Origin of the sequence: Paraburkholderia nemoris, from assembly GCF_905221015.1 — a bacterium.
Lineage (GTDB): Bacteria > Pseudomonadota > Gammaproteobacteria > Burkholderiales > Burkholderiaceae > Paraburkholderia > Paraburkholderia nemoris.
The window spans coordinates 1-512 of sequence record NZ_CAJNBO010000127.1 but is presented as its reverse complement, the minus strand read 5'-3'; the positions used below and the strand labels follow the sequence as shown (position 1 = coordinate 512).

The following is a 512-nucleotide window of genomic DNA, read 5'->3' as shown; positions in this document are numbered from 1 at the left end:
GTTTCCGCTGAATAGCGTTTCATCTTCCACTCGCTGTCCGCCCCCCATCTTTACATCAATCGGTTCGGGTGAGGCGACAACTAGCCTGACATGGAGGGGCCGCCGCAAAGAAAAGTAGGCAAAAGAAAGCGGCTAGAAGCCCCTGCTAAGCGGGTCCCGCAGCTCGCTCAGGGTAGTGGTGCATCTGGAATCTGTGTTCGTGCCCGTGCATGCGCTTGTGACAAGGGCGTCATACTTCCGGCGGCGCTGCGCGCGCCGAAGAGCCATTCATAAAACCGATCGCCGCGTTTTGGCGCCCACGCCTCGCCACCGGCCGTGGCTCGTCATTGCACCGCTGCAACTTTCGCCACCGTCACCGCCACCGGGATTGCGATTGGAACGGCAACCGCAACCCGGACCGTGACCGTGACCGTGACCGTGACCGTGACCGTGACCGTGACCGTGACCGTGACCGTGACCGTGACCGTGACCGTGACCGTGACCGTGACCGTGACCGTGACCGTGACCGTGAC

At 62.3% G+C, this 512-nt stretch carries 1 protein-coding gene; it reads right to left on the bottom strand.

The genetic code is table 11. The features are described 5' to 3' along the window. Nucleotides 1–323: 323 nt before the first annotated feature. Nucleotides 324–512: hypothetical protein (locus KHO33_RS41975; protein ID WP_200568589.1), on the bottom strand; the 189-nt coding region annotated here is incomplete at its 5' end.